The organism is Roseovarius aestuariivivens (assembly GCF_004761875.1).
GTDB lineage: Bacteria > Pseudomonadota > Alphaproteobacteria > Rhodobacterales > Rhodobacteraceae > Roseovarius > Roseovarius aestuariivivens.
Genome location: NZ_SJEY01000009.1, coordinates 156,885 through 181,725, shown reverse-complemented (window position 1 = coordinate 181,725; position 24,841 = coordinate 156,885). Strand labels below are relative to the sequence as shown.

The 24,841-nt window shown below is 61.8% G+C and carries 24 protein-coding genes; 13 read left to right on the top strand and 11 right to left on the bottom strand.

Going from position 1 to position 24,841, the window contains the following annotated elements; translation table 11 throughout:
- From EZV60_RS15350 to EZV60_RS15330, 5 genes are all read left to right on the top strand, one after another.
- Positions 1–97: formate--tetrahydrofolate ligase (locus EZV60_RS15350; RefSeq protein WP_135506312.1), on the top strand; the 97-nt coding region annotated here is incomplete at its 5' end.
- Position 98: 1 nt separating this feature from the next.
- Positions 99–959 (top strand): universal stress protein, encoded by an 861-nt coding sequence (locus EZV60_RS15345; RefSeq protein ID WP_135506484.1) that lies wholly within the window; start codon positions 99–101, stop codon positions 957–959.
- Positions 960–1,127: 168 nt separating this feature from the next.
- A complete protein-coding gene (locus EZV60_RS15340; RefSeq protein WP_135506483.1) occupies positions 1,128–2,111 on the top strand; it encodes a Bug family tripartite tricarboxylate transporter substrate binding protein in 984 nt (327 codons plus the stop codon).
- 137 nt (positions 2,112–2,248) lie between these two features.
- Entirely contained in the window at positions 2,249–2,776 is a 528-nt protein-coding gene (locus EZV60_RS15335) for a tripartite tricarboxylate transporter TctB family protein (RefSeq protein ID WP_135506482.1), read from the top strand.
- Positions 2,777–2,785: 9 nt separating this feature from the next.
- A complete protein-coding gene (locus tag EZV60_RS15330) occupies positions 2,786–4,303 on the top strand; it encodes a tripartite tricarboxylate transporter permease (RefSeq protein ID WP_135506481.1) in 1,518 nt (505 codons plus the stop codon).
- 82 nt (positions 4,304–4,385) lie between these two features.
- Here EZV60_RS15330 and EZV60_RS15325 read toward each other — a convergent pair whose 3' ends face one another.
- Positions 4,386–5,369 (bottom strand): NAD(P)H-quinone oxidoreductase, encoded by a 984-nt coding sequence (locus tag EZV60_RS15325; RefSeq protein WP_245306325.1) that lies wholly within the window; start codon positions 5,367–5,369, stop codon positions 4,386–4,388.
- Positions 5,370–5,459: 90 nt separating this feature from the next.
- Positions 5,460–6,866 (bottom strand): helix-turn-helix domain-containing protein, encoded by a 1,407-nt coding sequence (locus EZV60_RS15320; protein ID WP_135506480.1) that lies wholly within the window; start codon positions 6,864–6,866, stop codon positions 5,460–5,462.
- Between the two features lie 128 nt (positions 6,867–6,994).
- On the opposite strand from EZV60_RS15320, the gene EZV60_RS15315 reads away from it, so the two are divergent.
- Positions 6,995–8,047 carry a ketopantoate reductase family protein gene (locus tag EZV60_RS15315; protein ID WP_135506479.1) on the top strand — a complete coding sequence of 351 codons (1,053 nt, stop codon included), beginning with the start codon at positions 6,995–6,997 and terminating at the stop codon, positions 8,045–8,047.
- A gap of 56 nt (positions 8,048–8,103) precedes the next feature.
- Here the strand turns inward: EZV60_RS15315 and EZV60_RS15310 are convergent, their stop codons facing one another.
- The 5 genes from EZV60_RS15310 to EZV60_RS15290 all read right to left on the bottom strand — a co-directional run bounded on the left by EZV60_RS15310 (position 8,104) and on the right by EZV60_RS15290 (position 12,789).
- The gene (locus EZV60_RS15310; protein WP_135506478.1) at positions 8,104–8,670 is read right to left on the bottom strand and encodes a hypothetical protein; all 567 of its coding nucleotides are present in this window, start codon (positions 8,668–8,670) and stop codon (positions 8,104–8,106) included.
- 174 nt (positions 8,671–8,844) lie between these two features.
- Positions 8,845–9,588 carry a proteasome-type protease gene (locus EZV60_RS15305; protein WP_167853545.1) on the bottom strand — a complete coding sequence of 248 codons (744 nt, stop codon included), beginning with the start codon at positions 9,586–9,588 and terminating at the stop codon, positions 8,845–8,847.
- Positions 9,589–9,601: 13 nt separating this feature from the next.
- A complete protein-coding gene (locus tag EZV60_RS15300) occupies positions 9,602–10,402 on the bottom strand; it encodes a transglutaminase family protein (RefSeq protein WP_135506477.1) in 801 nt (266 codons plus the stop codon).
- Positions 10,403–10,408: 6 nt separating this feature from the next.
- Positions 10,409–11,350 (bottom strand): alpha-E domain-containing protein, encoded by a 942-nt coding sequence (locus EZV60_RS15295; protein ID WP_135506476.1) that lies wholly within the window; start codon positions 11,348–11,350, stop codon positions 10,409–10,411.
- A 5-nt stretch (positions 11,351–11,355) separates the two neighbouring features.
- A complete protein-coding gene (locus tag EZV60_RS15290; RefSeq protein WP_135506475.1) occupies positions 11,356–12,789 on the bottom strand; it encodes a circularly permuted type 2 ATP-grasp protein in 1,434 nt (477 codons plus the stop codon).
- A 242-nt stretch (positions 12,790–13,031) separates the two neighbouring features.
- Here EZV60_RS15290 and EZV60_RS15285 point away from each other — a divergent pair, with 242 nt between their 5' ends.
- From EZV60_RS15285 to speB, 6 genes are all read left to right on the top strand, one after another.
- Positions 13,032–13,709, top strand: coding sequence for a cupin domain-containing protein (locus EZV60_RS15285; protein WP_135506474.1), 678 nt, complete (start codon positions 13,032–13,034; stop codon positions 13,707–13,709).
- A gap of 26 nt (positions 13,710–13,735) precedes the next feature.
- Entirely contained in the window at positions 13,736–14,977 is a 1,242-nt protein-coding gene (locus EZV60_RS15280) for a lytic murein transglycosylase (RefSeq protein ID WP_135506473.1), read from the top strand.
- 112 nt (positions 14,978–15,089) lie between these two features.
- Positions 15,090–16,991 (top strand): biosynthetic arginine decarboxylase, encoded by a 1,902-nt coding sequence (gene speA / locus EZV60_RS15275; protein WP_135506472.1) that lies wholly within the window; start codon positions 15,090–15,092, stop codon positions 16,989–16,991.
- A gap of 11 nt (positions 16,992–17,002) precedes the next feature.
- Positions 17,003–18,214: a saccharopine dehydrogenase family protein gene (locus EZV60_RS15270; RefSeq protein WP_135506471.1), complete on the top strand. Its 1,212-nt coding sequence runs from the start codon at positions 17,003–17,005 to the stop codon at positions 18,212–18,214.
- 210 nt (positions 18,215–18,424) lie between these two features.
- Positions 18,425–19,594, top strand: a complete 1,170-nt coding sequence (locus EZV60_RS15265; RefSeq protein ID WP_135506470.1) for a carboxynorspermidine decarboxylase — start codon at positions 18,425–18,427, stop codon at positions 19,592–19,594.
- Entirely contained in the window at positions 19,591–20,433 is an 843-nt protein-coding gene (gene speB, locus EZV60_RS15260) for an agmatinase (RefSeq protein ID WP_135506469.1), read from the top strand. The genes EZV60_RS15265 and speB overlap by 4 nt, the downstream gene beginning before the upstream one ends.
- 100 nt (positions 20,434–20,533) lie before the next feature.
- Here the strand turns inward: speB and EZV60_RS15255 are convergent, their stop codons facing one another.
- Both EZV60_RS15255 and EZV60_RS15250 read right to left on the bottom strand, forming a co-directional pair.
- Positions 20,534–21,499: an ABC transporter ATP-binding protein gene (locus EZV60_RS15255; RefSeq protein ID WP_135506468.1), complete on the bottom strand. Its 966-nt coding sequence runs from the start codon at positions 21,497–21,499 to the stop codon at positions 20,534–20,536.
- Entirely contained in the window at positions 21,496–22,497 is a 1,002-nt protein-coding gene (locus EZV60_RS15250) for an ABC transporter ATP-binding protein (protein ID WP_135506467.1), read from the bottom strand. Before EZV60_RS15250 ends, EZV60_RS15255 begins: the two co-directional genes overlap by 4 nt.
- 191 nt (positions 22,498–22,688) lie before the next feature.
- Between EZV60_RS15250 and EZV60_RS19150 the strand changes: the two genes are divergently transcribed.
- Positions 22,689–22,847 (top strand): hypothetical protein, encoded by a 159-nt coding sequence (locus tag EZV60_RS19150; RefSeq protein ID WP_167853544.1) that lies wholly within the window; start codon positions 22,689–22,691, stop codon positions 22,845–22,847.
- 20 nt (positions 22,848–22,867) lie between these two features.
- On the opposite strand, the gene EZV60_RS15245 is transcribed toward EZV60_RS19150, so the two are convergent.
- Both EZV60_RS15245 and EZV60_RS15240 read right to left on the bottom strand, forming a co-directional pair.
- Positions 22,868–23,821, bottom strand: coding sequence for an ABC transporter permease (locus EZV60_RS15245; protein WP_135506466.1), 954 nt, complete (start codon positions 23,819–23,821; stop codon positions 22,868–22,870).
- The gene (locus tag EZV60_RS15240; protein WP_135506465.1) at positions 23,821–24,804 is read right to left on the bottom strand and encodes an ABC transporter permease; all 984 of its coding nucleotides are present in this window, start codon (positions 24,802–24,804) and stop codon (positions 23,821–23,823) included. Before EZV60_RS15240 ends, EZV60_RS15245 begins: the two co-directional genes overlap by 1 nt.
- Between the last annotated feature and the right edge of the window lie 37 nt (positions 24,805–24,841).

Here is a 24,841-nt window from a genome sequence, read left to right as displayed (position 1 = left end):
CTGCGGCGAGATCATGACCATGCCCGGCCTGCCCTCAAGACCCGCCTCCGAAAACATCCGCCTCAACGAAGACGGACAGATCGAGGGGCTGTTCTGAGATGGCCTGCACACTCCAATCCCTCATGCTCCCGGTGCGGGGCGACGGCAAGGGCGACAACGTATTCGCCCACGCCGCCGCCCTGGCCAAACGGTTCGGCGCGCATGTGCAGGTGATTCACTGCCGGCCCAAGCCCGAGGACCTGATGCCTTACGGCGTCGTGGTGCCGCGTTTCTTCCGCAAGCAGCTGGAAGAAGTATCGAACCAGGTCGCCGCCGGTCAGGAACAACAGCTGCGCGATGAATTCCACGAGCTTTCGCAAAAGCTTGGCCTCACCGAAGACGACCCCAAGGCCGACACGCCGACGGCCAGCTTTCTGGAATATACCGGCAAGCAGGCCGATGCGGTGAAGCATTACGGGCGGCTTTCGGATCTGATCCTCGTGCCGCAACCGGACAGATCGACCAATCTTGGCTTCAACACCCTGAAATCGGCGCTATTCACCTCGGCCCGTCCGGTGATGATGTGTCCTGAGACGGATCAGGTGTCAGACGAGCTTGGCCGCCATATCGCGATCGGCTGGAACGGGTCTCTCGAAGCGACCCGGGCGCTGGCTCAGGGCATGGGCCTGATCGAGGCGGCCAGCGAGGTCACGATCCTGACCACCGGCTCCGAGCCGCATGCGACCACGGCGGAAGAGCTTCAGACCTATCTGGGCATCCGCGGTGTGACCGCGTCGATCAACCGGTTCAAGCGCGATGGCAATATCGGGCGCAATCTTCTGCAGCACGCCACTTCGGCCGGGGCCGACGTGTTGTTGATGGGCGCTTATCACGAAAGTTACGAAAGAGAGACAATCTTCGGAGGAAACACACAAGCGGTGGTAGATGAAGCGACCATCCCCGTGGTTCTTGTTCACTAAAGCGGCGCCCGAGCGTGCTGCGCCATAACGACTGAGCGGTAATTTTTCTTTCTTTTCACGAGGAAAACTGCCGTTAACATGGAAGAAGGCGGACGAAAATCCGTCCAACGCTGACAAAGTCAGTATTTGAGGGCCCCGGATGGGGCCAAAACACTAGGGAGGAACTTTATGAAAGCCTTGAAATATCTCGTTGCCGGCGCGTCCGCGCTCGCCATTACCGCCCCCGCGGCCATGGCAGAGTGGCAGCCACGCAAGCCTGTCGAATTCATCATCATGGCCGGCACCGGCGGTGGCGCGGACCAGATCGCGCGCCTGCTGCAGGGTCTGATCCAGAAAAAGGATCTCAGCCCGCGCCCGTTCATTCCGATCAACAAGCCGGGCGGCTCCGGTGCGGAAGCGCTGCGCTATCTGCAGGACAAGGCGGGTGACAACCACACCGTCATGATGACGCTCAACAGCTTCTACACCACACCGATCATCCAGGAAGACCTAGGCGTCGACGTGACCGAGTTCACGCCTATCGCTCTTATGGCGATGGATACGTTCCTGCTGTGGGTCAACACCGACCGGGACGACATCACCGATGTCGACAGCTACGTGGCCGCGGTAAAAGAAGCCGGGCTCGACTGGAAAGTCGGCGGCACTGGCTCGGGCCAGGAAGATTCCGTTCTGACCGCTATGATGGAAGCCGAGTTCGGCTATGACGTTACCTACATCCCGTTCCCGGGCGGTGGTACCGTGGCCAAGAACCTTGTCGGCAACCAGATCGACTCGACCGTCAACAACCCGGCCGAGCAGATGGAGTTCTACCGCGCGGGCAATACCAAGCCGCTGGTGCAGTTCACCGGCGAGCGTCAGGCAGCCTTCCCGGACGTGCCGACCGCCAAGGAACTCGGGATCGAAATCGAGTACTACATGCAGCGTTCGGTCAATGGTCCTCCGGGCATGGATCCCGAAGCGGTTGAATGGTACACGAACCTCTTCCAGACGCTTTTCGACAGCGAAGAGTGGCAAGGCTACTGCAAGTCCGACGGTCTGACCTGTGAGACCATGCTGAAAGGCGAGGAACTGGCTACCTTCCACGAAAACCAGAAGGTCGCGCACGAAAAGCTGATTGCCCAGGTTGGCGCCGCGGCAATCACCGGAGAGTAATCTCACTACCGGAGCCCGCTCTGCGGGCTCCGCCATTCCTGAAAAAGACTGTTCTTCGCTCGCCATTCGATTTGGCGGGATAGGGAATTATTGCCAAATCCCCGCAGCGGGGTCTGGCCCGGACATGGAGAAGACAAATGACCGTCCGTACGGCAGAACTGATCATGGCCATCGTACTCTTCGTGATGTCGGTGGGGCTCATGGCCAACGTCTATTTCGGTGACCTCGTCGTCGGCTGGATCGCCGGGCGCGGCCCGGGCGCGGGCATGTGGCCTTTCTGGCTGTCGCTCGGCATGGCCGGCGCATCGCTGGCGACGATCATCCGATGGTTTACCGGCGCTACGCCGGAATCTCGCAACACCGACCCCTACATCGCGTCCGAGACGATCTTTCTCGTGACCGTTTCCGCGGTGTCTCTTCTGGTGATGCTCATTCTCATGAATGTGATCGGCACCTACTTCACGCTGGTGATCTACATGTTCTTCTTTGTGCGGATCCTGGGCAACCACAGCTGGTTCACAACGATTTCGATGATGCTGGGCACGCCCCTCTTCGTCTACCTGCTCTTTGAGGTGGCGCTGACGAAGTATCTGCCCAAGGGTTTGCCGTTCTTCGAGGAACTGTTCCTCGTGGTCGACAATCTCCGCTACGAATACTTCTATTGAGGTCTCACCATGGAAACGATTATCGTCGCACTCGGATCAGGCCTCGTAGAGGCTGTCCAACCGCTCAACCTCTTCATGATCTTTGCGGGATGTCTGGCGGGTCTCTTCGTCGGATGTATGCCCGGACTGGGATCGGTCAACGGCGTGGCGATCCTCCTGCCCGTGACCTTCCTCGTGCCGCCCACGACCGCGATCATCTTCCTTGCCGCGCTCTATTACGGGGCGATGTACGGCGGCGCGATCAGTTCGATCACGCTGGGTATTCCAGGCGCCTCGACGGCGGTGGCCACCGTTTTTGACGGGCGGCCCATGGCCCAGGCGGGCAAGGCCGACAAGGCGCTGATGGCCGCGGCCATCGCCTCGTTCATCGGCGGCACGGTCTCGATCATCCTCTTTACCCTCTTCGCGCCGCCGCTTGCGGCCTTCGCGCTCAAGTTCGGCCCGCAAGAGGAATTCGCGCTGATGCTTCTCGCCTTCGCCACCTTCATCGGGCTGGGCGGGGATGACATCCCGAAGACGATCTTCTCAATCCTGCTGGGCCTCGTGCTGGCTGCTGTGGGTTTCGACATCATCTCGGGCAAGCCGCGTCTCATCTTCTTCGACATGGTGGAATTCCAGCGCGGCATCGGCTTCCTCGTTCTGGCCATCGGTGTCTACGGTATCGGGGAAATGCTCTGGACGCTGGAGACGACTAAAGGCTCGGTGCAGATGCACAAGGTCAACACCGGCTGGAAGAAGATCAAGGAGAACTTCAAGGACATCAAACTGTATATCAATTCGACGTGGCTGGGCTCGTTCCTCGGCTTCTTCGTGGGCACGCTGCCCGCCGCCGGGGCCACGCCCGCCGCGCTGATGTCCTATGGTCTCTCCAAAACTTTCTCCAAGGATCCCGACAGCTACGGTAAAGGCAATATTGCCGGTGTCGCGGCCCCCGAGGCGGCCAACAACGCGGCCTCGACAGGCTCGATGCTGCCGATGATCACGCTGGGCATTCCAGGCTCGCCCACAACGGCGATCCTGCTGGGCGGTATGATCATCTGGGGTCTGCGTCCGGGTCCGCTTCTCTTCACCGAAAGCCCGGATTTCGTCTGGGGCCTGATCGGTTCGATGTATGTCGCCAATTTTGTGACGGTGATCCTGAACATCGCGCTCATCCCGCTCTTCATCCGGGTTCTGGCGATGCCGTTCACGCTGTTGACGCCGATCATCTTCGTGCTCTGCGTTCTGGGCGTCTTCGCCACGACAGACCGGATGTTCGACACCTGGATCATGCTGATCATCGGGGTGGCTGCGTATTTCCTGCGCAAGCTCAACTATCCGGTGGCGCCGGCGGTCCTGGCGATCGTGCTCGGCCCGCTTGCGGAACGCTCGCTGCGCCAGTCGCTGATCTCCAGCCGGGGCGATGCGATGACGTTCATTGAGCGGCCGATCTCGCTGACCTGTATTCTCATCGCGCTGGCGCTGATGAGCTATCCGCTGGTGAGCCGGTTTCTGAAGCGGCGCAAGGCGGCGCAGGCCGAAACCTGAAGCGTCCCACATCACAATAACGGAAAGGCCCGCGATTATTCGCGGGCCTTTTCGGTTCAGCAGTTTAGTCTCGGGCTTTGGGTCAAGGCCGGAGCAGGATCTTTCCGCGATGCGTGGCGGATTCCATCATCGCGTGCGCGTCTGCCGCTTCGTCGAAGGCAAAGACCTTGTGCGTGTGGGGCTTTAAAGTGCCATCGGCAAAGAGCGGCCAGACATGTTTCTTCAGGCCTGCCGCCACGGCGGATTTGAATGCGTCCGGGCGTGACCGCAGGGTCGAGCCGGTATAGACCAGCCGTTTGAGCATGATCGGCATCAGGTCGATCTCGACCTTGGATCCCGCGTTGAAGGCCAGCTGCACGATCCGCGCATCCGGGCTTGCCGCCTTGACGTTGCGGGCGACGTAATCGCCGCCGATGATGTCGAGGATGAGGTTGGCACCGCCGGCCTCGCGCACGATGGGCACGAAATCCTCGGTCTTGAAATCAATCGCCCGCTCGGCGCCAAGTCCGGTGACATAGGCGGCGTCCTCGTCTCCGGTGCACGTCGTCAGTACCCGCAATCCCATCGCACGACTTAGCTGGATCGCGGTGGATCCGATGCCCCCCGCGCCGCCATGCACCAGCAGAATGCCGTCCTCGGGCAGCGTCTGCTCGAAGAAAAGATTGCTCCAGACGGTGAAATATGTCTCGCACAGCCCGCCTGCGTCGCCCATCTCCACGCCCTCAGGGATCGGCAAGCAGTGTGTGGCGTCAACCGCGACATATTCGGCATAGCCCCCGCCATTGGTTAGCGCGCAGATCGGGTCGCCCACCGCCCAATCCGTTACGCTCTCGCCAACGGCGGCGACCTCGCCGGACACTTCGAGGCCCAGCAGGTCCGACGCGCCCTTGGGCGGCGGGTAATGCCCGCGGCGCTGCACAAGGTCAGGACCGTTGACGCCGGCGGTATGCACCTTGATCAGAACCTCGTCCGCGCGCAGCTCGGGCAGGGGCCGTGACCCAAGTGTCAGCACCTCGGGTTTGCCGGGTTCTTTCATCTCGACGGTTTTCATGTCTTCGGGCAGCATGCCGTGTCTCCCTTGATCCGAAAGGCCCTTTCGCGGGCAGTTGCCTCTTGTGACCACAGCGCGCGGGGCAATTCAACCGAAACGCGGCCGTCAGCTTTCGTAACGGGTCGTGCCGCGCCGGTCGGCCTTGATGTCGAGCTCCATGAACAGCGGCTGGTGCGCGCGCTGCGAACAGGCCTTGCGCGCACAGATGTGACAGCTGATCCCGATCGGGCTGAAGAGTTCGGCATCCGACAGGTTGAAAGGCGCGGTGTAGGCCAGCCGGTCTGCATAGCGCAGCTCGCATCCCAGGGTGATGGCAACGCGCCGGTCTTGCGTGTCCTTGCTGAACACCGGACGGTCGGCGGTGCGGCTGATGGTGAAGTACCGTTCGCCTTCCGGCAATTCGACGAACTGCGGAAGAATGACCCCGGGCGTGCGGAACGCGGTGTGGATGTTCCAGACCGGGCAGGCGCCCCCATGTTCGGCTAGGTTGAAGGATGAGGCATTGAACCGCTTGGTCACATTGCCGGCCTTGTCGACGCGCAGGAAGAAAAACGGGATGCCCTTGGCTCCTTCGCGCTGCAGGGTGGTCAGCCTATGGCAGACCTGCTCGAACGAGACGCCGAACCGGGCCGACAGGCGATCGACGTCGTACTGGGTTTCTTCCGCGGCGGCGTGAAAGCTTTCATACGGCATCAGAAGGGCGGCTGCGAAATAATTGGCCAGCTCTACCTGGCAGCGCGTGCGGCTTTGCTCGGTCAGGCCGGCCTTGGATTTCGTTACCGCATCAAGCGTCTCGGGAAATTCCAGCAGGCAAAGCACATGGGCCAGCTGGAAGACCCGGTTCTGGTGGTCGAGCGCCTCGGACAGGGTAATCCGCGCATTTTCAATATCATTCCGGCGCAGCGTCTCATCCATATCTTCGATGGCCAGGATCTCGACGCTGAGACCGTGCTTGTCTTTCAGCCGCTGTTTCAACACCCCGTAAATGTCGTCAGGGGTGCAGGGGTTCTTGCGGCGCATGGATTCGGCGCTGGCCTCGATCGAGGCGAAATAGTTGGAGTTCTCACGAAAGAGGTCGTGCACCGTGGCCTCGGGCGTGGCGCGCGACAGATCCTCGACCTGGGCCAGGCTTTCCAGGCGCAGGATCCGGTCAAAGGTGCCACGGTGATTGCGGTAGAGCGCGAGAAATTGCCGGACAAGCCGCGGCGCGTGGTCGATGGCGCCACGCAGTTCCTGCAGGTCGGGCATCTCATCCTCAAAGACGGGGTCCTTTAGCGCGTTGCGCAAGTCGGCCAGCAGATTCGAATCCTCATCCTTAATGAGGTCGCGCCAGTCCACACCGTAGGTCTCAGACAGTGACATCAGCAGCGCCACCGATAGAGACCTTTGGTTATGTTCCAGCATATTGACATAGGCCGGACTGATTCCCAGCTGCTGCGCCATCTCGGCCTGAGTCTGTTTGCTCTGGCGTCTGAGCTGCCTAAGTCTTGGCCCTACAAAGATTTTTCCCATTTTATTCACATACCAACAAAAATTACCTTTGTTGGTATCACATATAACACACATTCTCGTAAATGTGTGATTTCTTCGCGCAATAATATTACACACCCACCGATACCGCGAAGTAAGGGGGGACAGACATGTCTTACAAAATTCTCATCCTCGGCGCATCTTACGGTTCGCTTCTTGGCACCAAGATGGCGATGGCCGGCCATGACGTCGATCTCGTCTGCCGTCAGGCGACCGCCGATCTGATCAACGCCGAAGGCACCGAGGTGCGTATCAAGCTCAAGGGCGAAAGCGAACACCGCTCGATCTTTTCCAAGGATCTGCCCGGCAAGATTGCAGCCGTTGTGCCCGAGGCCGCGGATCCGTCGCAATACGACATGGTCGCCCTCGCCATGCAGGAGCCGCAGTACAGCGCGCCCAGCTTGCGGGATCTGATGTCGCGCATCGCCAAAGCAAAGGTCCCGTGCCTGTCGATCATGAACATGCCGCCGCTCCCCTATCTCAAGCGGATCCCGCAGCTCAAGCACGCCAATCTCAACGCCGCCTACAGCGATCCGTCGATCTGGGCAGAATTCGAGCCCGATCTGACGACGCTCTGCAGCCCCGACCCGCAGGCTTTCCGCCCGCCGGAGGAGAAGGCCAACGTGCTGCATGTCGGCCTGCCCACCAACTTCAAGGCGGCGCGGTTCCCTAACGCCGAGCACAACAAGATCCTCGATACGCTTGAGGCCGACATCGCCGCAGTGACGATCGACGGCAACGATGTCCCGGTGAAACTGCGCGCATTCGACTCGCTCTTCGTGCCGCTCGCGAAGTGGAGCATGCTGCTGTGCGGGAATTACCGCTGCGTCACCACGGGCGAGCCGCGCTCGATCCGCGAAGCAGTCTATGATGATATTGAGACGTCGGCCTCCGTCTATGGTTTTGTCTTCAATCTGGCCGAGGCTCTCGGCGCGGACGCTGACGACCTCGTACCGTTCGAGAAATACGCCAAGGCCGCGGAAAACCTGCTAAAGCCCTCGTCGGCCGCCCGGGCCATTCTAGGCGGCGCGACCAATATCGAACGTGTCGACCGTCTCGTGCAGCAGATTAGCCACAGCATGGACATGCACCACCCCGAGGTCGACGCCACCGTCGAGCGGGTCGATATGCAACTGGCACAAAACCAGAAACAGGCGAGCTAACTCCTGTCCCGATCCAAAAGACAAAGGGCCCGGCCATAGCGCCGGGTCTTTTTTTCTCAATTTACGATTTGTTGGACCATGAGTTGCAGCTCACCGCCAATCACATGTGCAACGGTGACAAGATCTTGCTCCGGCCAAAGGCCATCAATCGCGAAAAGATAGATTTCTTCCACGGTATAGGTCGAGCCTTCTTCGGAGTAGTCTTGCGGCGCGTGTCCTCCGGCGATCGCCAGCTGGGTATCGCCGGCAACGATCTCACGGAAATCCGATGCGAGTTGCGAAGTGTCCATACTGTAAAACTGGCCGATGACAGAGCAATCTCGGACTTCACGCTCTCCAATCACATATATTTCGACCTCGTCATATGCATTGGCCGAGGGATAGTAGATCGATACGGCCTTTCCATCCGGGCTTTCCGAAATCACGCGTTCGCCCAGTGCGCCAGGACGCTCCAATCCATCGATATAGCCGTCCGGGTCGGATATCACTTGCCCGCAGGTCTCTGCGAAACGAGCCCATACATCGCCCGGTGAAAACTGTTGCTGTGCATTTGCAGGGACTGCAAAAATCGAAATGACGAACGCACTTAAAACCACATCTTTAGGCAATGTCATTCCTTCCATTTCTTGCGACTACTTCGTGAAATAAGAGAAACGTTCTTTCTGCTTCAATCTCAACTTGCGAAAACGGTCTTCGATGCAGTCGCCTGGCAGCAATCACGCACTATTTCGCGAGCGTGACAGGGGGGCTTTCGAGGTGAGGCTCCTGCAGACCTACGACTTGTTCCCTTGCTCACGTCATTCATGAGCGTCGAACTCGAACGCGTTCAACTGATCCAGCGCGAGCTTTAGTGCTTCACCCCATCCCTTCGAGATCGTCTCGAAATAGGGATCGCTCACCTCGATCCGTCCCGTGCGTCCGACCTGAAGGCTGTCGGTCTCATAACAATGGAAATCGAAGGGAAGGCCCACCGAGAGGTTCGCCTTGAGCGTCGAGTCGAAGCTCACCAGAAGCAACTTCATCGCCTCTTCGAAACTCATGCCCTTGTCATAGGCGCGCACCAGGATGGGGCGGCCGTACTTGGTCTCGCCCATTTGAAAGAACGGCGTGTCCTCACCGGCCTCGATGAAGTTGCCCTCGGGATAGATCAGGAACAGGCGCGGCGGGTTACCCGCGATTTGACCGCCCAGCATGATCGTGGCGTTGAACGTGCTGTCGGCCTGCTGACCACCCTTGCCGTGGTTATCGATCACCTCGCGCAGGGTTTCGGCCACCATCCGCGCCGCCTGAAACAAAGATGGCGACTTGAGCAGCGAAGGCTGGCGGTCGCCCGCAGATTTGCTGCGCTCGTCCAGCAGGCTGATCACCGCCTGCGTGGTGGCCAGGTTGCCCGCCGACAGAACCGTAATCACCCGCTCGCCGGGATTTTCCCACGTGGTGAGCTTCTTGAAGGTCGAGATATTGTCGAGCCCTGCATTGGTGCGGGTGTCGGACATGAAGACCAGTCCGCGATCCAGAACCATCCCGACGCAATAGGTCATGTCCGTCCGTTTCTTACTGTTGAGTGACTTCGATCTGGACGTCGAGCCGCTCTCCCGACCCGCCGATCCTTGTGCCCGATATAGGTGCGGCGTCCATATAGTCGAGCCCGGTCGCCACGCGGACATAGCGCGTGTCGGGCGAGATTCCGTTGGAGATGTCGAAGCCGACCCAGCCCAGACCCTCGATATGCGCCTCCGCCCAGGCATGCATGGCGTCCTGAACGATGCGGTCGTTGAGCATCAGATACCCCGACACATAGCGCGCCTCGACCCCCAGCGCGCGTGCGCAGGCAAGGAAGATATGCGTGTGATCCTGACACACCCCTTCGCCCGCGGTGATGGAATCCTCAGCGGTCCAGTGGGGTTGCGAAGAGCCGACACGGAATTTGATCGTCTCGCGGATCAGTGCGGAGAGCGCATGCATCGTCTCAAGGCCGCGATCCTTGCTGTCGAGCTTCTTCAACAGCGATTTGACCCCGGCCTTGGCCTGTGTGCGAGGTGTCGCCTTGCCGTAAAGCCAGAGCGGGGACGGGCCCAGATGCCGGCCCACGATGCCCCTGGTGTCTTCCAGTTCCACATCGCCCTGGCTGGAGACCGTGACCTCGGTCGCGTTGCGGTCAAAGCTGATTAGTTCCACCAGATTGTTGTGGTGATCCTCGAAGCTCAGCTCCTTGCGCCCGCCCTCGACCTTGGTCTGCCAGCTGATGACGTATTGCTGGTGCGAGGTTTTCGGCGTCTTGCGCAACTGCTGAAGCCCATAGGTCACTTCATCGTCAAAGCGATAATGGGTCTTGTGATAGATGGTCAGGCGCATAAGGCGTTACTCATAGAATCGATAGTCGATCTGGATCTGTGCGGTAAGATCACCCAGAAGACCCAAGATTTCCTGAATGAATTCGTGAAGCCCGTATTCGAAGATCGCCTCGACCTCGTGCGTGAGATACTTCCGCAAGAGCATATCGACGAGTTTCATGCTGTCTGTGGGCTTGCCGCGTCCGGAGTTCAGCCGCTTGAGGTTGTCCTGCAGCCTGTGCGCGCAAAAGGCAAGGCTTCTCGGCAGGCGCTGATCGAGAATCAGGAAATGTGTGATCTCGCGCGGGCCGGCGTCCGAACTGTGGCCCATGCGGAAACCTCCGCGCGCGGCGACCGAGCGCAGGATCGATTCCCACTGCACATTGTCCAGCGCGCTGCCCACCGCCCGGGCCGAGGGCAGAAGGACATAGTACTTCACGTCCAGGATCCGTCCGGTGTTGTCGGCGCGTTCCAGGAAAGTGCCCAGCCGCGAGAATTCGTAATTTGCCTCGCGCAGCATCGTGCCGTGGGTCATGCCCCGCACCAGTGCGGTATGCTGGCGCAGCGTGCGCAGGCATCCCGGCAGATCGCGTTCCGACACCTGCCGCGCTAGGATCTTCTCGGCGTTCATGTAAGCGGCGTTCACCGATTCCCAGACCTCGCCGGTCAACGCGGTGCGCACAAGACGCGCGTTCATCCGGGCCGTGCCGATGCAGGCCCGCACAGAGGACGGATTATTCTTCGACCGCAAGAGCCAGTCTATGGCGCCTTCCTTGGTGAGTTCGCCCTTGTACTGCTCGTAGCCCGGCCAGACGCCAGCCGATAAAAGCACCGAGCGCCATTCCTCGTCGCTGTCGCCCAGTCGCGTCAGCGCGATACGCTGACCGGTTTCGATCAGGCGCGCGGTATTTTCCGCCCGCTCCAAATAGCGGTACATCCAGAAGAGTCCGTTCGCGGTCTTGCCCAGCATCGCCCTCACTCCTCCAGAACCCAGGTGTCCTTGGTGCCGCCGCCCTGGCTGGAATTGACCACCAGCGAGCCCTTCTTGAGCGCCACCCGCGTCAATCCACCCGGGGTGACGTTGATGTCATTGGGGCTGACGAGCACGAAGGGCCGCAAATCCACATGCCGCGGGCTTAGCCCCGCGCGGGTGAAGGTCGGCACCGTCGATAGGCTCAGTGTCGGCTGCGCGATGTAGTTGCTGGGCCGCGCCTCCAGCTTCTTTCGGAACTCCGCGATGTCCTTCTTCGTGGCCGCCGGACCAACCAGCATGCCGTACCCGCCCGATCCATGCACTTCCTTGACGACAAGCTCGGACAGGTTGTCGAGCACATAAGCCAGGTCGTCCGGATTAGAGCAGCGCCAGGTCGGCACGTTGTTCAGAAGCGGCCGTTCGCCGGTATAAAACTCGACAATGTCGGGCATGTAGGAATAAATCGCCTTGTCGTCGGCGATGCCCGTGCCCGGCGCATTGGCGATGGTGATCCCGCCCGCGCGGTAGACATCCATGATGCCCGGCACGCCCAACTGGCTGTCGGGGCGGAAATTCAGCGGATCGAGGAAATCGTCATCCACGCGCCGATAAAGCACGTCAATGGGCGTGTAACCCCGGATCGTGCGCATCGCCACGCGCCCGTCCACGACGCGCAGGTCATGCCCCTCAACAAGTTCCACACCCATCTGATCGGCAAGAAACGCATGCTCGAAATAGGCCGAATTGAATATCCCCGGCGTCAGGACTGCGACAACCGGCTCGCCGTCGTTGGCGGTGCCGTTAACTGGTACGGTCGCGCCCAACGACCGGCGCAAGCTCGTGGGATAGTTCTGCACCGGCTGCACCCGGTTGCGCGAGAAAAGCTCGGGGAACATCTGCAGCATGGTCTCGCGGTTTTCGAGCATATAGCTCACGCCCGAGGGTGTCCGGGCATTGTCCTCCAGCACGTAGAACTCGCCCGCCCCTGTGCGCACAAGGTCGATGCCGACGATGTGGGTGTAAACTCCCCCGGGCGGCTCCACCCCGATCATCTGAGGCAGGAAGGCCTCGTTCGCCGCGATCATCTCGGCTGGGATGCGGCCCGCCTTGATGATCTCCTGCTTGTGATAGATGTCGTGCAGAAAGGCGTTGATCGCCCGCACGCGCTGCTCGATGCCGCGCGACAGGCGGAACCACTCTGTGCCCGAAATGATGCGCGGGATGATGTCGAAGGGGATCAGCCGTTCCTCGGCCTCCGCCCGGCCATAGACGTTGAAGGTAATCCCGGTCAGCCGGAAAAGATCTTCCGCCTCGCGCTGTTTGGCGCGCAGCCGCGACATGTCCTCTTGCTTGAACCAGTCGTGAAACTTCTCATAGGGTTCACGAAGATTTTCCTCGAACCCCCACATTTCATCGAAAAATTTCGTGTCGGTCATACGCGCGTCACTCCGGTGGGATCTGCTTTACAGTCCTCAACTTTCCTACGGAATACCATGTCCCGGCAGGCTCTGGTTGCGCAAGAGCGCCCAATTCTCCGTCGATTGCCTGTTTTTTCCGCAAACGCGCCTTACCGTTGAGCAGGCTCCCGCGCCGGGCTTGCAGAAAACCTCTCGGTTTTGACGCGACAATCCCGGTACGGGCGCTAAACTCTGCGCAAATCGAACGGCAGGAGGCACCGATGGAACTCAACGCGGATTTCTCTGAAAACGTGGTCGTCAAACCCAGCGAGGCGGGATGGACGCCGTCGCCCATGCCGGGGGTCGAACGTATGATGCTTGACCGGATCGGCGACGAAGTCGCGCGCGCCACGACCATCGTGCGCTTTGCGCCTAACAGCGCGTTTTCGCCCCACACACACGACGGCGGCGAAGAGTTCGTGGTGCTCGAGGGTGTCTTTTCCGACGAGCATGGTGACTTCCCCGAAGGCGCCTATATCCGCAACCCTCCCACCTCCTCGCACACGCCCGGCTCCAAGCCCGGATGCGTGATCTTCGTCAAGCTGTGGCAGATGCAGCCCGAGGACCGCAGCCATGTGCGCATCGCCACTGACAAGCTCGGCGCGGTGGACGATGCCACCCGTCCGGGCGTGAGCGTCTCGCCGCTGTTCAAGGACGGGCACGAAGATGTGCGGCTTGAAATCTGGGAGCCGGGCACCCGCGCCGTCGTGACCGCGCCGCACGGCGCCGAGATCCTGCTGATCTCGGGCGCGCTGACGCTGGACGGCGAGGTGCTGGAACCCTGGAGCTGGATCCGCCGCGCCGACGGGCAGGCGGTCGACCTCTCCGCCGGACCCGGGGGTGCCAAACTCTGGATCAAGACCGGGCATCTTACCAACGTCCGCGCACCCGCGGCCTGAGGCCGGGGCAGGGGAGCCGCACCGTCATGCGCCATCTCATCACGCTTGCCGCGTTTTTTTTATGCCTCGCCATGGTCCCCGCCAATGCGCAGAACCGCGCGGCGGTCGAGCGTCAATACCAGTCGTGGCTTGAGCAGACCGTCTGGCCCGCCGCCCGCGCACGCGGCGTGTCGCGCGGCACGTTCCAATCGGCTTTCAGCGGCGTTTCTCTCAACTGGAACCTGCCAGACCTCGTCCCGCCGGGCATGCCCGCGCAGGGGCGCAAGACGCAGCGGCAGGCCGAATTCGGCTCGCCGGGAAAGTATTTCTCACGCGGCGCCGTCACCGGCGCGACCTCCGTGGGCAAGGAGATGGCCCGCCGTCATGCCGCAGCACTTGCACGCACCGAGCGCGCAACCGGGGTGCCAGGGCGCATCATCCTGGCCATCTGGGGCCGCGAAAGCGGTTACGGCCGCGTCGACATCCCTCACAATGCCTTCGAGGTTCTGGGCACCAAGGGCTTCATGAGCACGCGGGCCGACTATTTCACCGAGGAACTGCTGGCCGCGCTGCAGATCGCCGAGGCCGGCCACGCCCCGGGCAAAGCCATGAAAAGCAGCTGGGCGGGTGCGCTGGGCCAGCCGCAATTCATGCCCACCAGTTTCTTGAAGTACGCGGTCGACGGCGATGGCGACGCCCGCGCCGATATCTGGCGCTCCGAGGCTGATACCATCGCCTCCATCGGGCACTACCTCGCGCGTCACGGCTGGCAGCCTGCGCGCGACTGGGGCTTCGAGGTGCGCGTGCCCGGCAGTGTCTCCTGCACCCTCGAAGGCCCCGATCAGGGCCGCCGCATATCCGACTGGGAACGCCTCGGATTCACCCGCGTGTCGGGCCGCCCTTTTCCCGATCACGAACGCCGCGGCGAGGGCTTTCTTCTGATGCCCGCGGGCCGCAACGGTCCCGCCTTTATCGTCACGCCCAATTTCTACGTACTGAAAGACTACAACATGAGCGACCTTTATGCCCTTTTCGTGGGCCATGTCGGCGACCGGATCCAGTTCAACGTCGGCGACTTCGCCGCCCCCTGGGGCCGTGTGGGCGGGCTTTACCGCTCGGACGTGGCCGCGATGCAGCGCGCGCTAGTGGCGATGGGGCATGACGTGGGCGGCATCGATGGCCTGCCCGGCTTCAAGACCCGCCGCTCTATCGGGTGCTGGCAAGAGGCGACAGGCCAGCCCGCCACCTGCTTTCCCGAGGCGGCGATGAAATCGCGGCTCGCGCGCTAGATAAATCCCCCACCGGCATGGCCTCTTGCGTGTGGCTTTGCTAACCCTGTTCTCAATACGCCGCGCCCACGTCAGAGGCGCAAAGCGACCGCAACCAAGGAAAGCCGCTTCGATGCAGCATTTGCGCACGATCCACGAAGACATCTACGGCGTGGACCGCTGGTCCAAGGGCCTCATCACCGTGCTCGATAACGGCGAGGTGGCGCTTTGTGACCCGATGCACCCTGGCGCCACCCCGATCAGCCTGCCGGAAATTCTGAAGGATCTCGATCAGCGAGGTATCGCCGCGCCGGTCGTGCTGCGCGTCAAATCCTTTCTCGAGGCCGAGATCCGGCATATCAACCAGGGTTTCGCCGACGCCATCGCGCGGCTGAACTACCAGGCGCCCTATCGCGGCGTCTTTCCGATCAAGGTCAACCAGCAAGCGCAGGTGGTCGAGCGCATCGTGGAGTTCGGCAAGCAGTATGAGTTCGGTCTCGAGGCCGGCTCCAAACCGGAACTGGTGGTGGCGCTCGCGCATAGGCTCTCGCGTGAGGCGCTGATCGTCTGCAACGGCGTAAAGGATTCCGAATTCATCCGTCTTGCCATTCTCTCGCGCAAGCTGGGCTTCAACACGGTCATCGTGCTGGAAAGCCCGAAAGAGGCCGAAACCGTGATCGAGGTGGCCCGCGAACTGGGTGAGGACCCGCTTTTGGGCGTGCGCGTCAAGCTCACGCAGAAGATTGGTGGCAAATGGCAGGAAAGCTCGGGCGACCGCTCGGCTTTCGGTATGAACACCGACCAGCTTCTGCGCGTGGTCGACCGCCTGCGCGACGAGGGGCTTCTGCATTGCCTGCAACTTCAGCACTCGCATCTGGGCAGCCAAGTGCCCGACGTGATCGACGTGCGCCGAGCCGTGGCCGAGGCCTGCCGCTACTTCGTGGCCCTGACGGGCGAGGGCGCGCCGCTCACGCATCTCGACCTCGGCGGCGGTCTGGGCGTGGATTACACCGGCGAAAAGCGCGCGACGGAGAACTCGATCAACTACACGGTCGAGGAATATTGCACCAATGTCGTGGAAACCGTGGCCTACGCCATGGACGAGGCCGGCCTCAAGCACCCCGTGCTGGTCACCGAAAGCGGCCGGGCGCTGGTGGCCACGTCTTCGATGCTGATCTTCGAGGCGCTGGAAAGCACCAAGTACGACGCCCCCGACACGCCCGCGCCGGAAGAGGGCGACAACCATCTGGTGTCCGACCTCGCCGCCGTGGGCGGCTACCTGACACCCGAGCGGGTACAGGAATGCTGGAACGACGCCAGCTACTATCGCGACGAATTGCGCGCGCTCTTCCGGCGCGGTTTCGTCGATCTTCGCCAGATGGCCCGGGCCGAGCGGATCTATCTTTCGCTCATGGCGCGGATCAAGGAGGTCGTCGCACAGCTTGAAGACGCAAGCGATCTTTCCGACGACATGCGCGGCATCGCAGATGTGTATCACTGCAACTTTTCACTTTTCCAGTCGCTGCCCGATGTCTGGGCCATCGACCAGCTGCATCCGATCGTGCCCCTGCAGATGCTGAACAAGACGCCCGACCGGCAGGCGATCCTGTCGGATATCACCTGTGACAGCGACGGCAAGATTGACCGCTTCATTCTCGCCGACGGCATTTTCCAATCACTGCCCGTGCACTCACTGCCAGAGGATGCGCCCTATTACTTCGGCGTCTTCTTCGTCGGCGCCTATCAGGAAACGCTGGGCGACCTGCACAATCTCTTCGGCGACACCAATGTGGTTACCATCGACCTGCGTCCGGATGGCAAGTTCGACCTGCTGCACGAACAGGAAGGCGACAGTATTTCCGAGGTCATGGCGGCGGTTGAATTTGATCCACAGGACTGCATCGCCGCCTTCCGCAAGATGGTGGACGAGGCCACGTCCGAAGGCACCGTCGCCACCAGCGACCGAAAGACCCTGATCGAGGCTTATCGCGCCTCGATCAACGGCTATACCTATTACGAACGGCATTCAGCCTGAGGAGGACCACCATGACCAAGACCCTTGTTGTGGGCGCGGGCGGCGTCAGCCATGCCGCGGTGCACAAGATGGCGATGAACGCCGATATATTCGGGGACATCACCCTTGCCAGCCGGACCAAGGCCAAATGCGACGCCATCGCCGCAAGCGTGAAGGATCGCGTTGGCGTCGATATCGCCACCGCCGCGCTCGACGCGATGGACGTGGCCGCTACGGTCGCGCTCATTAAAGAGACCGGCGCGGATATCCTCGTCAACCTCGCGCTGCCCTACCAGGATCTCAAGCTCATGGACGCCTGCCTTGAGGCCGGGGTGCATTACCTCGACACCGCGAATTACGAGCCCGAGGACGAGGCCAAGTTCGAATACAAGTGGCAGTGGGCCTACCATGACAAGTTCAAGGAAGCGGGCGTCGTGGCGATCCTCGGCTCCGGCTTCGATCCCGGCGTGACGAGCGTGTTCGCCAAGTGGCTCAAGGACCACAGACTCAAGACCATCCGCCAGATCGACGTGCTCGACGCCAATGGCGGCTCCAACGATCAGGCCTTCGCCACTAACTTCAATCCCGAGATCAACCTGCGCGAGGTCCTGCAGGACGCCAAGCACTGGGAACAGGGCGAGTGGAAGATCACGCCGGCCATGTCCCACAAGGTCGAGTTCGATTTTCCCGGCATCGGGCCCAAGAACATGTACCTGATGTATCACGAAGAGCTCGAAAGCCTCTCAACCCACTTCCCCGAGATCGAGCGCGCGCGGTTCTGGATGACCTTCGGCGACGCCTATATCACCCACGCCAAGGTGCTGGAAAATGTCGGCATGACCCGCATCGACCCGGTTATGCATAACGGCGTCGAGATCATTCCGATCCAGTTCCTCAAGACCCTGCTGCCCGATCCCGGCGATCTTGGCGCGCAGACCAAGGGCAAGGCCTGTATCGGCGATATCGCCACGGGCGAGGCTCTGGATGGGTCGGGCGAAAAGACCTACTACATCTACAACATCTGCGACCACGAGGAATGCTACCGCGAGGTCGGAAGCCAAGCCGTCAGCTACACAACCGGCGTCCCGGCCATGATCGGCGCGGCGCAGGTGCTCAAGGGCAACTGGACCGAGCCGGGCGTGTGGAACATGGAACAGCTCGACGTCGAGGATTTCATGGACATGCTCAACAATCACGGCCTGCCGTGGCAGGTGCACGAGCTGGATGGCCCGGTGAAGTTCTGACGGCTGCCAGCTTGGCACGTTGCGCGGAATCAAGGCGTGGCTTGCCACGCCGCCGCGCATCGCCGGGCCGCACCCACGGCGCGGCGATTTGGCTAGGCTAGGCGAAAAGCTCGAAACTTACGCAGACTTGGCAGAAACAAAGCGCTTTAGCTCAAGGGCAGGATCGCCGCACCGCGGCCCGACGAGGCCCGGCAAAACCCGGAGAGACGCATGACCCAGATGATGCAAACCCAGGCCGGTGACGCGGGCGCCTTCCGAAACTTCGACCTGTCCCGCGTCCCCAGCCCCTGCTTTGTGGTCGACGAGGTTAGGGTGGAAAGCAACCTCAAGGCGCTGGCCGATGTGGGCCACCAATCCGGCGCGCATGTCCTCTCGGCGCTCAAGGCCTTTTCCATGTTCGCCCTCGCCCCCCTCGTACGCCAATATCTCGGCGGCACCTGCGCCAGCGGCATCTTCGAGGCGCGATTGGGCCGTGAAGAATACGGCGGCGAGGTCGCGACCTATTGCGCGGGCTACAAGGATAGCGATATCGACGAGATCATCGCACTTTCGGATCATGTGATCTTCAACAGTCCGGCCCAGAAGGCCCGCTTTGGGGGGCTGTGCAAAAAGGCTGGCCGCAGCATCGGCCTGCGCCTCAATCCCGAACATTCCGAAGGTGAGGTTCCCAAATACGACCCGGCAGCACCCTGTTCGCGCCTCGGAACGCCCGTCAGCCTGCTCACGCCCGAGGCGATTGATGGCGTCGATGGCCTCCATATGCATACGCTTTGCGAACAGGGGTTCGAGCCGCTTCAGCGAACCTGGGCGGCGGTCGAGCCGAAACTTGCCCCCTATCTCAAGGGCTTGAAGTGGCTCAATTTCGGCGGCGGGCATCACATCACGCGCGGCGACTATGACCGGGCTGCGCTGGTGGCCTTTCTCAAGGAGATCCGCACCAAATACGGCGTCGAGGTCTATCTCGAACCGGGCGAGGCGGTGGCGCTCGACGCGGGCATCCTCGTGGGTGAAATCCTCGACACGCCACAAAACGGCATACCGCTCGCCATTACCGATATCTCCGCCACCTGCCATATGCCCGATGTGATCGAGGCACCCTACCGCCCCGCGCTGATGGACGAGGCCGAGATGGGCCATACCTACCGCATGGGCGGGCCGTCCTGTCTCGCCGGGGATGTGATCGGCGACTACACCTTCGCCGAACCGCTGAAGGTGGGCCAGCGTTTCGCCTTTCTCGATCAGGCGCATTACTCGATGGTCAAAACCAACACCTTCAATGGCGTGCCACTGCCGGCCATAGCTCTCTGGAACAGTGATACGGACGAGCTGCGCATGATCCGGCAATTCGGGTACGACGATTTCAAGGAGCGTCTGTCATGAGCATCTTTCTCGACAGCGAACTGACCGAGGACGAGCGCGGCGAAGACGCCCGCTTTCGTGTCATTCCGGTACCCCTCGAACGCACCGTGTCCTACGGCGCGGGCACCGCGCAGGGTCCGGCGGCCATCATCGAGGCATCAAACGAACTGGAACGGCTCTGCAACGGGGGCGAGCCCTGCGCCAAGGGGATCTTTACCGAGGATCCGCTTGACTGCACTGGTCCACTGCCGGACGTGATGGAGCGTCTCGCCGCCCGCACCGCCGCCGCGGTCAAGGCCGACCGGATCCCCGTCACGCTAGGGGGCGAACACTCCCTCAGCTACGGGGCGGTGATGGGCGTGGCCCGCGCCACGGACATGCCGATCGGTCTGGTTCAGATCGACGCCCATGCTGACCTGCGCATCGCCTATCAAGGCGAAAAACACTCTCACGCCTCCGTCATGCACCTGCTGGCGGAACAGGGCGTGCATCTGGCCCAGTTCGGCGTCCGCGCGCTCTGCCAGGAAGAGGTGGACAGCCGCGCCCGCAACAAGGTTTTCTACCGCGACGCCGAGGACCTGGTGACCAACGCCCTCTACCAGATCGACCTGCCCGACAGCTTTCCCGAACATGTCTATGTCAGCTTCGACGTGGACGGGCTTGACCCGTCGATCATGCCTGCAACCGGCACACCGGTGCCGGGCGGCTTGGGATATTACCAGGCGCTGCACCTCGTGGAACACGCCCTGAAAGATCGCACTTGTGTCGGCTTCGACGTGGTGGAACTTGCGCCAGACGGGAATACGGCTTGGGATTTCACCACCGCCCAGATCGTCTATCGGCTGATGGCGGCCTGTTAGCGGCGGTCAGTTCGAGCAGATTGCACGGCGCGGAATAATGGCGCAGCTTGCGGTGCCGCCGCGCCATCGCCGTACCGCGGCCCTTCGACGGCGTGGACCCTCACTCCGCCAGGTGACACGCCACTCTTGTCTCGCCGATCTTGCGCATTTTCGGCCGTTCGCGGCTGCACCGCTCGACGGCGATGGGGCATCGCGGGTGATAGGCACAGCCCGATGGCGGATTGATCGCATCGGGGATCTCGCCCTTGGGTGGCTCCACCTCGCGCCCGAAGGCATCCATGCGCGGAGCGGCATCGAAGAGCATCTGCGTATAGGGATGCTTCGGCTCGTGAAACAGACGGTCGCGCGGCGCCTCTTCCACCAGCCGGCCAAGATAGAGAACGCCGATCTTGTCGGCCATGTGCTGCACCACCGTCAGGTCGTGCGAGATGAAGAGATAGGTCAGCCCGAATTCCTCGCGCAGATCCGACATGAGGTTCAGAACCTGGCTTTGCACCGACACATCGAGCGCCGAGGTCGGCTCGTCGCAGACGATGATCCTCGGCTCGGAGGCCAGCGCCCGGGCGATGCAGATCCGCTGCCGCTGGCCGCCGGAAAACTCGTGCGGATATTTGCCCGCATCCGCTGCAGACAGCCCCACTTGATCCAGCAGCCGTTCGGCCAGCCCCTCGACGTTGCCGCCTTTCGCGGCGACGGGTTCGTTGATGATATCACGTACCCGCCAGCGCGGGTTGAGCGAGGCATAGGGATCCTGAAAGATCATCTGAATATCGGCGCGCACCGCTTCGATTTTCGCGGCATCCGTTTCGGTCGCCAGGTCCACGCCGTCGATCTCGACATGTCCGTCGCTTGGCGGCACGAGGCCCACCATGATCTTGCCTATGGTCGATTTGCCCGATCCGCTTTCCCCCACCAGCGCGTAAACCGAGTTCTCCTCGATCTCGAAACTCACATCCGATACCGCCGTCAGAAGCGCCTTCGGCTTGCGTTCGATCACCCGGTTCAGCCACGGTTTCGACACGTCGAAAATCCGTGTCAGCCCGCGCACGGAGATGAGCGCACTCATGCCTGCACCTCTTTTTTGTCCTCTTGCGTCTCGGTCACCGGGAACCAGCAGGCCGCGCGCCCGTCGCAGGTGTCGATCCTCGGGCCGGGATCCTGCCGGCATTTCGCCTCGGCGCGCTCGCAGCGCGGATGAAACGCACAGCCCTCGGGCAGGGCGCCCAGGCGCGGCATGGCGCCGGGGATCTGGCGAAGACGCTTGCGCCCCTGGCTGGCAAGCGGGGTCGAGGCCATGAGGCCCGCTGTATAGGGATGGTGCGCGCGGGTCAGCACCTCGCGCACAGGGCCAAGCTCTGCCAGACGGCCCGCATACATCACCGCCACGCGGTCGGCGGCTTCGGCGATCACGCCCATATCGTGCGTGACCAGCATCACCGCCACGCCGCGTTCCCGGCACAGCCGTTTGAGAAGCGCCACGATCTGTGCCTGCACGCTTACATCCAGTGCCGTCGTCGGCTCGTCCGCAATGACCAGTTCGGGTTCGGCGCAAAGGGCCAGCGCGATCACCACGCGCTGCCGCATACCGCCCGAGAATTCATGAGGATAGCTGTCGATCCGTTGCGAGGCGGCGGGAATGCCCACCTCGTCCAGCGCGGCGATGGCACGTTTGCGCGCCTCCGACTGTCCGACTTTCAGATGCACGAGGATCGTCTCGACGAGTTGATCGCCCACTGTCAGCAGCGGATTGAGCGAGGTCAGCGGATCCTGAAAGATCATGCCCATCCGGTTTCCCCGCAAGCGCCGCAGCCTGTCGCGTGAGATGTTGTGAATCGGCTCTCCTTTCAGCAGCACCTCGCCCCCGGCGATCCGCGCCGGCGGATCGAGAAGGCCAATGACCGCATTGCCGGTCATCGATTTGCCCGCACCGCTTTCGCCCACCACGCCAAGGATTTCGCCGGCATGGATGTCGTAGCTTACGTGATCTACGGGGCGCAGGATGCCGTGGCGCGTTGGGATCTCCACGACCAGATCGCGGACGGACAGGATCGGGTTATCGCTCATGAGGGCTGGCCTGCATTTGGGAAATGGAAGGTGCGTCGTGGGCGGTACGCCCAAATCGTGGGCAGGATTTTCACGTTTTGCGTGTAAAGTTCTACCGCGCGGTCCTTTGCGCCGCGCCGCAACACCGGATCATGCATGATAGCGTGACACGCCGACACGGAGGGCCAACGCCTCAAGCAAGGAGACCGACCATGTGCCTGACGACCGAAGCCTTCGCGCTTTTTCTCAACATCATCGGCGCGGAGGTTCTGACCGCAGAAACCGACGCCGTGACCATCCACGCCACCGCAGGTGACGTGATCTGGGAACGGGTCGAAGACCGTTGGTGTACCGACGCGCCGCGCGCCTGACATCGGGATCGCGCGCGTCATCACCGCAGCCTCGGGTTCAGCGCATCGCGCAGCCAGTCACCCAGCAGGTTGATCGACAGCGCCAGCGCCAAAAGCGTCATCGCCGGGAAGAACAGGATCCACCACTCGCCAGAGAACATGAATTCCTGTCCGATCCGGATCAGCGTGCCAAGGCTTGGCTTGGTCGGTGGCGCCCCCACGCCGAGGAAGGACAGCGTCGCCTCTGCGATGATCGCCAGCGCCAGGGAGATCGTCGCGATCACCAGAACCGGGTTCAACACGTTGGGCAGGATATGCTTGAGCATGATGGCGAAAGGCGACCGGCCGATTAGCCGCGCCGCCTGCACGTATTCCTTGTTCTTCTCCACCAATGTCGTGCCCCGCACCACTCGGGCGAACTGCACCCAGTCGCTCAGGCCGATGGCCAGGATCAGCACCCAGATTGCCATCTGGTCGCGGTATTCGGGCGGGGTGATCCCCTTGGCGATCCCGAAGATCAGCATCGCCACCAGGATCGCCGGAAAGGTCAGCTGCACATCGGCCACGCGCATGATGATGGATTCCGTCCAGCCGCCCACATAGCCCGCCAGCAGGCCCAGCGTGATGCCGATCAGCATGGCCAGGAAAACCGCCGCGAATCCCACGAAAAGCGAGATGCGCATCCCGTAAAGGATGGTCGAGAACACGTCGCGCCCCTGATCGTCGGTACCCATCAGGAACGTGTCCGAGGTGAACTGGTTCGGCACGCCCGGCGGGGTGAACCCGTTCATCAAGTTCAGCGTACCGGGATCGAAAGGATTGTGCGGCGCGATCAGCGGCGCAAAGACGGCCGCCAGCACAAGCACCGTCACCACGGCAAAGGACACCACCGCCACGGGCGCGTGGCGGAAGGACCACATGAAATCGCTCTCCCATGCGCGCTTGAGACGCGAGGGGCGAGGGGCTTTCTCGGGGGTCATCGGGGCGTCTGTCATCAGTGGCCCCCTCCGGTCCGGTCCGCCCGCAGGCGCGGGTCGATAGCGAAATAAAGCATGTCCACGATCAGATTGATGCCCACGAACATCACCGAGATCATCATCAGGTAGGCGGCCATCACGGGGATATCCACGAACTGGACCGCATTGATGAAAAGAAGGCCGACGCCCGGCCACTGGAACACCGTTTCTGTGATGATCGCGAAGGCGATGATGCTGCCCAGCTGAAGGCCGGTGATGGTGATCACGGGCACCAGCGTGTTCTTAAGCGCGTGCCGGAAATTGATTGCGCGTTCACGCAGGCCGCGCGCGCGGGCAAAGCGGATGTAATCCATGCGCAGCACTTCCAGCATCTCGGTGCGCACCAGCCGCATGATTAGCGTCATCTGGTAGAGCCCCAGTGTGATCGCCGGCAGGATCAGCGCCAGACGTCCGCTTTCGGTCAGAAACCCAGTGCTCCAGCTGCCCAGATGCACCACGTCCCCGCGCCCGAAACTGGGTAACCACCCCAATTCGACCGAAAAGACGTAGATGAGAAGAATACCGATCAGGAAGGTGGGCAGCGACACGCCGATCAGCGACAGCGTCATGATCGTGTTCGCCGCGATCCCCCGCCGCCGTATCGCGGTGAAGATGCCAAGACCGACACCGCCCGCAAAGGCCATCACGCCCGACACGAACGCCAGCTCCAGTGTCGCGGGCAGCCTCTCGGCCAAGATCTCGGCAACAGGCCGCCCTTGCCGATAGCTCAGCCCGAAATTGCCCTGAACGGCCTGTTCCAGAAATTTCCAGTATTGCACGATGAACGGCTGATCGAGCCCCAGCTCGGCGCGCAGACGTTCCACGTCGGCTTGCGTGCGTTCCTGCCCCAGCATGTTGTCCACCGGGTCGCCCACGAAACTGAACATCGCAAAGGCCACAAGCCCCACCACCAGAAGCACCAGAACGGACTGCGCCACGCGCCGGATCATGTAGGCCAGCATTTTCGGGGTCCCCCACCGCAGGCCCTGTCCGGCACGC

What these genes read in the sequence shown, in the direction of transcription:
- EZV60_RS15290 (WP_135506475.1), bottom strand. Translation starts at nt 12,789, where the DNA reads ATGACCGACACGAAATTTTTCGATGAAATGTGGGGGTTCGAGGAAAAT.
- EZV60_RS15270 (WP_135506471.1), top strand. Translation starts at nt 17,003, where the DNA reads ATGACCAAGACCCTTGTTGTGGGCGCGGGCGGCGTCAGCCATGCCGCG.
- EZV60_RS15325 (WP_245306325.1), bottom strand. Translation starts at nt 5,369, where the DNA reads ATGCTGCCCGAAGACATGAAAACCGTCGAGATGAAAGAACCCGGCAAA.
- EZV60_RS15315 (WP_135506479.1), top strand. Translation starts at nt 6,995, where the DNA reads ATGTCTTACAAAATTCTCATCCTCGGCGCATCTTACGGTTCGCTTCTT.
- speB (WP_135506469.1), top strand. Translation starts at nt 19,591, where the DNA reads ATGAGCATCTTTCTCGACAGCGAACTGACCGAGGACGAGCGCGGCGAA.
- EZV60_RS15320 (WP_135506480.1), bottom strand. Translation starts at nt 6,866, where the DNA reads ATGGGAAAAATCTTTGTAGGGCCAAGACTTAGGCAGCTCAGACGCCAG.
- EZV60_RS15285 (WP_135506474.1), top strand. Translation starts at nt 13,032, where the DNA reads ATGGAACTCAACGCGGATTTCTCTGAAAACGTGGTCGTCAAACCCAGC.
- EZV60_RS15295 (WP_135506476.1), bottom strand. Translation starts at nt 11,350, where the DNA reads ATGCTGGGCAAGACCGCGAACGGACTCTTCTGGATGTACCGCTATTTG.
- EZV60_RS15305 (WP_167853545.1), bottom strand. Translation starts at nt 9,588, where the DNA reads ATGACCTATTGCGTCGGGATGGTTCTGGATCGCGGACTGGTCTTCATG.
- EZV60_RS15330 (WP_135506481.1), top strand. Translation starts at nt 2,786, where the DNA reads ATGGAAACGATTATCGTCGCACTCGGATCAGGCCTCGTAGAGGCTGTC.
- EZV60_RS15280 (WP_135506473.1), top strand. Translation starts at nt 13,736, where the DNA reads ATGCGCCATCTCATCACGCTTGCCGCGTTTTTTTTATGCCTCGCCATG.
- EZV60_RS15345 (WP_135506484.1), top strand. Translation starts at nt 99, where the DNA reads ATGGCCTGCACACTCCAATCCCTCATGCTCCCGGTGCGGGGCGACGGC.
- EZV60_RS15240 (WP_135506465.1), bottom strand. Translation starts at nt 24,804, where the DNA reads ATGCTGGCCTACATGATCCGGCGCGTGGCGCAGTCCGTTCTGGTGCTT.
- EZV60_RS15250 (WP_135506467.1), bottom strand. Translation starts at nt 22,497, where the DNA reads ATGAGCGATAACCCGATCCTGTCCGTCCGCGATCTGGTCGTGGAGATC.
- EZV60_RS15310 (WP_135506478.1), bottom strand. Translation starts at nt 8,670, where the DNA reads ATGGAAGGAATGACATTGCCTAAAGATGTGGTTTTAAGTGCGTTCGTC.
- EZV60_RS15340 (WP_135506483.1), top strand. Translation starts at nt 1,128, where the DNA reads ATGAAAGCCTTGAAATATCTCGTTGCCGGCGCGTCCGCGCTCGCCATT.
- EZV60_RS15245 (WP_135506466.1), bottom strand. Translation starts at nt 23,821, where the DNA reads ATGACAGACGCCCCGATGACCCCCGAGAAAGCCCCTCGCCCCTCGCGT.
- EZV60_RS15255 (WP_135506468.1), bottom strand. Translation starts at nt 21,499, where the DNA reads ATGAGTGCGCTCATCTCCGTGCGCGGGCTGACACGGATTTTCGACGTG.
- EZV60_RS15265 (WP_135506470.1), top strand. Translation starts at nt 18,425, where the DNA reads ATGACCCAGATGATGCAAACCCAGGCCGGTGACGCGGGCGCCTTCCGA.
- EZV60_RS19150 (WP_167853544.1), top strand. Translation starts at nt 22,689, where the DNA reads ATGTGCCTGACGACCGAAGCCTTCGCGCTTTTTCTCAACATCATCGGC.
- EZV60_RS15335 (WP_135506482.1), top strand. Translation starts at nt 2,249, where the DNA reads ATGACCGTCCGTACGGCAGAACTGATCATGGCCATCGTACTCTTCGTG.
- speA (WP_135506472.1), top strand. Translation starts at nt 15,090, where the DNA reads ATGCAGCATTTGCGCACGATCCACGAAGACATCTACGGCGTGGACCGC.
- EZV60_RS15300 (WP_135506477.1), bottom strand. Translation starts at nt 10,402, where the DNA reads ATGCGCCTGACCATCTATCACAAGACCCATTATCGCTTTGACGATGAA.